General features: G+C 38.9%; 2 protein-coding genes and 1 pseudogene. All 3 read left to right on the forward strand.

What is annotated here, in order from left to right; all coding sequences use genetic code 11:
* Window positions 1–498, forward strand: a pseudogene (locus QZ735_RS03000) (xylose isomerase); the annotation flags it as partial.
* A 90-nt stretch (window positions 499–588) separates the two neighbouring features.
* On the forward strand, window positions 589–3,498 hold the full coding sequence (locus QZ735_RS03005) for a SusC/RagA family TonB-linked outer membrane protein (RefSeq protein ID WP_294244013.1): 2,910 nt from the start codon (window positions 589–591) through the stop codon (window positions 3,496–3,498).
* An 11-nt stretch (window positions 3,499–3,509) separates the two neighbouring features.
* Complete coding sequence (locus tag QZ735_RS03010) at window positions 3,510–5,465, forward strand: RagB/SusD family nutrient uptake outer membrane protein (protein ID WP_294244015.1); 1,956 nt, start codon at window positions 3,510–3,512, stop codon at window positions 5,463–5,465.
* Window positions 5,466–5,562 lie beyond the last annotated feature (97 nt).

Here is a 5,562-nt window from a genome sequence, read left to right on the forward strand (position 1 = left end):
GCTACACTGGCAGGCCATACTTTCGAGCACGAACTTCAGGCAGCGGTAGATGCAGGAATGTTAGGAAGCATCGACGCGAACAGAGGAGATTACCAGAATGGTTGGGATACCGATCAGTTCCCGGTAGATTACCTGGAAATGGTTCAGGCATGGTTGGTGTTGCTTCCGGCAGGAGGTCTAGGAAAAGGAGGGGTAAACTTCGATGCTAAAATCAGAAGAAACTCTATCGATCCTGAAGATTTATTTATCTCTCACATTTCAGGAATGGATGTATTTGCAAAGGGTCTTTTGGCTGCTGCCGATATTCTTGAAAACTCGGACTACAACAAATTAAGAACAGACCGCTATGCTTCTTTTGACAATGGGCACGGAAAGGCATTTGAAGAAGGATCTCTTACCTTAGAGGATCTTCAGAGAATAGCACATGAAATCGGGGAACCTCAGCCAAAAAGCGGAAAACAGGAATTGTTTGAAGCTATTGTGAACATGTATATCTAAAATAAATGAAAAGGCTGCAAGCACTAAGGATTTTTAAAATAATTATTACCAGCCTTTTTATTTCAACCCTAATATTTAAAAATAATAATTATGAACCGATTTTATTTTTCAAAAACCAATAAGGCGGCCCTCTTTTTTGCCATGGCCTTATTACCTGCCGGCATGGCGTATGCTCAGGTTAAAAAAGATACGGTGCCGAAGGAGAAAAAGATAGAGGAAGTTGTTGTCATCGGATATGGTACCCAGAGAAAAGAAGCTGTAACGGGGTCCGTAGTACAAGTGAAAGGTGATGCATTGCGTGAAGTACCTTCAGCCAACATTACCCAAGCTTTGCAGGGAAGAGCAGCAGGAGTTGATATCTCTCAGAATTCCACTAAGCCAGGAGCTGCGATGCAGATCCGTATTCGTGGAACCCGATCATTAACAGGTGATAATAATCCGCTTATCGTACTTGATGGTATTCCATTCGTCGGATCTTTAGGAGATATAAGCTCAAGTGATATTAAAAGTATAGATATTCTAAAAGATGCTTCTGCAACTGCAATCTACGGTTCTAGAGGTGCAAACGGGGTAATATTAGTTACAACGAACAGAGGATCAAAAGGACAGAAAGCCAGATTTACATATAATACGTTTAATGGAGTTCAGACTTTATTTTCGAAATATCCTATGATGGATGGTCCTGCTTTTGCAAAACTTCGTAATTATGCTACACCGGCACCAACGGGTAACCAAACTTCTACGACACCACTGTATCAGACTAATGGTGATGAAAGTTTAACTACAAATACCGATTGGCAAAGCTTATACTATAAGCCGGCAATGATCACCAGTCATGATATCGGAGTATCCGGAGGTACTGAAGGTGGTAATTATAATGTAGGCTTATCTTATTTCAAACAGGATGCGATCATACCTTTACAAAATTATGAAAGATTTGCTTTAAGAATGGCTGTAGATCAGCAATTAGGAAAGCGTTTTCGTGTCGGTTTTACAACCAACACCAACTACTCTAAATCTGAAGCTAATGGTCTGAATCCAGGTGCAATTTTAGGATATTCTCCACTTGCTAATCCTTACAATACAGATGGAAGTCCTAAAAGAACAATGACCACAGGGGGAGGTGCAGATCAGATCTGGATCTTTTCAAGACAAAATATTGAAGCATTAGGTCAGAAATATGTTGACGAAACCAAATCTTTCGCTTCATATAATAACATGTATGGTGAAGTAACACTTCCTATTAACGGTTTAAAATACAGACTTAATGTCGGTTTAGATTATCGTACATCAAATAGCGGAAATTACGCAGGTGTTGGAGTATTCAGCTATAATCCGGCAACTTCATCATCAGCGGGAAGAGGAAATAGCCAGGTTTATCACTGGGCTTTGGAAAATTTGTTAACCTATGACCGAACTTTCGGTAAACATAAAATTAACGCAGTTGGTCTTTATTCAGCGGAAGGCAACAGATCTATCGGCACTTACATGAGTGCGAGAAATGTACCTGCAGATTTTTTTCAGTATTACAATTTAGGACAATCTCCTCAAGCCGATATAACGGTAGATCCTAATAATCAAAGCTATGCACAATGGGGGCTATTATCTGCAATGGGTAGAGTTATGTATACTTTTGATAATAAGTATATGTTAACGGCTACATTAAGGGCAGACGGATCTTCACGATTGGCTCCGGGAAATAAATGGCATACCTATCCTGCATTATCATTGGGCTGGAATATCACCAATGAATCTTTTATGCAGAATATAAAAGCGATCAATTTACTTAAATTGAGAGCAGGTTGGGGACAAACATCGAATCAGGCAGTACCAGAATATTCCACATTAGGAAGATTAACTGTAACACCATATAATTTCGGAAATACTAATACAACAGGAGTATATGTATCTCAGGCTCCAAACGCGTCATTGGGTTGGGAATATTCTAAAACACAAAATTACGGGATAGATTTCGGATTGTTTAATAACAGGCTTACAGGTAGTGCTGAATATTACAAGACCCACACTTTTGACCTTTTAACAAGAAAGAATTTGCCTATTTCTTCAGGTTTGTCTAACGTTCTTGAAAACGTTGCAGAAACAGAAAACAAAGGTTTTGAATTTTCATTAAATGGTATCATTGTTAATAATCCTGAAGGTTTCTCATGGGAAGCCGGTGTAAACTTTTATACCAACCAAAACAAAATCTTATCACTTGCTTCAGGAGCGCCACGTGATTTAAATAACCTTTGGTTTGTTGGATACAATATCAATGCTTTATATGATTATAAATATATTGGTTTATGGCAGGCAGGAGATCCTTATCAGAGTATTTTAGAACCTGGAACGGCAGCTGATGTAGTAGGTTCCATTAAGGTTTTATATACAGGAGGATACAACCCGGACGGAACGCCTATGAGAGCAATTGGTCCTGATGATATGCAGGTATTCAATACTGCACCTAAATATCAGGGTGGTTTCAATATGAGATTTTCGTATAAAAATTTCGATTTAAGTACTGTCGGAGCGTTTCAACACGGAGGAATTCTCGTAAGTACACTATATGGCTCTGCAAGTTATCTTAACAGATTAACGGGAAGAGGGAATAACGTAGATGTAGATTACTGGACAGAAGATAACACCGATGCATACTTCCCACGACCTGGCCGACATTTAAGTGGAGACAACCCTAAATATGCCTCTACGTTAGCTATGTTTGATGCTTCGTATGTGAAGCTGAGAACCATCACTCTGGGATATAATTTTAATAAAAATCTATTGGATGATCTGAAAATAAGTGGTCTAAGAATTTATTTTACGGTTACAAATCCTGTAGTATTATTCTCTCCTTATCACAAGTTCTCGGGCATGGATCCAGAACCAAACTCTACAGGAGATCAGAATCAGGCTGTTAACGGCTATCAGCCGCGTCAGTTGGTTATTGGTACCAATAACCCATCTACAAGAAATTATTTAATGGGACTTAACTTAACTTTTTAATATTTTGCATCATGATACATTTAAACAAAAAGTTGGTATTAGGAGCAATCTTTTTATCATTAACATTTACAGGGTGTAACGAAATCCTGGATGAACAGCCAAGATCAATCTATACTGTTGATTACTTCAGTTCTGCTGACGGGATCAATCAAAGTATACCTTCACTATACAGGCATTTAAGATTATTATACGGAAACGGTTATTTTATGAGTAACTGTCAGAACGGTACAGATGAATCTACATTTGCACAGAGTGCTGACGGAAATTTTAGAGAACTTGATATGTCCGGTAATGGAAATGTAAATTCCAATACTTTTCCTACCAGTATGGTTTGGAGTGCAGCTTTTCCGAATATTAATACGGCAAACGGAATCATCGAAAAAGGGCCTGGTTTTTCAGTTCCGGAATCTTTAATTTCTGAAGCACGATTCTTTAGAGCATTCGATTATTTCATGTTGGTTCAGACGTATGGAGGTGTTCCATTGGATTTGGGTTCTGGAGAGTTGAAATTCAACATCAACCCTGTTACAACATCTGTAAGAAATACAGTACCTGAAGTATATACGAAGGCTGTGTTTCCTGATCTAAGAAAAGCAGTTGATAACTTACCTGCAAACCCAAGGATTACAGGAGGAGTTACTAAAAACGTAGCGAGATTATTTTTGGCAAAAGCTTATCTTACTTATGGTTGGTGGCTTCAGAACCCGAATAATATTCCTACATATCCTGATGCAGCAAGAACTGATCCGGACGGACATAATGCACAGTGGTATTTTCAGCAGGCTTATGATATCGCAATGGCAGGAATTACAAACCCTGGTCAGTATGCACTTCAACCTACATTTTATGATGTAAACGAAGGTTCTAAAGATAGAAATTCTGAATGTATGCTTTATGCAGACCATACTCAATCCAGCTCTTATTACAACGAAAGCGATCCGGTAGGATTTGGTTCTGGCTGGGCTCCTGATAACTTTGCTGCGTGGATGCAGACCTGGAATTACACAGCTATTAAAAGTAGTAAGACAACATCTTGGGGAGCACAGGATATAGTTAGTTCTGTACAGCGTGAGGCTGCTCAGCCTTTAGGACGTCCTTGGGTTCGTATGTGCCCTACGATAGGCGTTATAAAAAACACTTTTGCAGATAAAACTAATGACTCCAGATACGATGGAACTTTTGTTACTGCTTATAGAGGAAATTGGAATAAGAACGGAACAGGGTTAACCACAGTACCCGTATTATATAATGCAAACAATCTTCCAGTACAACCAGGAGGTGTTATATTAAGTTTTTTGTTGGACGATTCACAAACACCTACATATCCATCAGGATCAGGACAAAATGGTGTCGGAGCTGGGACTTTACCAGGAAGAGCAGATTGGATAGTTGCACCAAACGGAATCAGCAGAATTGTTTACCCGGGACTTTGGAAAATAGGAACTTACAGAACTGACGATCCAAACGGATTAGGATATCCTAATGCAGGTTTAACACGTCCTTTCAATGTAGCTAAATTCTCAGAATTCTATTTCATTGCAGCAGAAGCAGCCGTAAAAGGAGCATCAGGTTCTATGACAGCGAGAGATTTAATCAACGTGATCCGTGCGAGAGCCGGAAAGTGGAGATATAACAATGCTCAAAATACGACTTATATTGCAGACAACAGTGCAGCAATGACTGCGGCTACTCCTGCAAGTATAACTATTGATTATATTTTAGCAGAAAGATCCCGTGAATATTATGGAGAATTCTACAGATGGTATGACTTGGTGCGTACACAGAAATGGGGGGATTATGCAGCTACTTATCAGATTGGAGGATCTTCTTATGGCAACCATACTCCACAGACGGTTACAAGAAATATCCAGTCATTCCACTACTTAAGACCTATTCCTCAAGGACAGTTGAATGCGATGGAAGTTTCTGCTGATATTAAAGCAAAATACCAGAATCCTGGATACTAATTAAATTTTATTCTACATTCATATTAGCAGCAAAATAGGTGTTGAAAAGCACCTATTTTGTTTAGTATGAAGAAAAATTCAAAACTTATGGAAAAAA

Origin of the sequence: uncultured Chryseobacterium sp. (assembly GCF_913776365.1) — a bacterium.
Lineage (GTDB): Bacteria > Bacteroidota > Bacteroidia > Flavobacteriales > Weeksellaceae > Chryseobacterium.

Coding starts and splice junctions, on each gene's coding strand:
- QZ735_RS03005 (WP_294244013.1), top strand. CDS start 589: ATGAACCGATTTTATTTTTCAAAAACCAATAAGGCGGCCCTCTTTTTT.
- QZ735_RS03010 (WP_294244015.1), top strand. CDS start 3,510: ATGATACATTTAAACAAAAAGTTGGTATTAGGAGCAATCTTTTTATCA.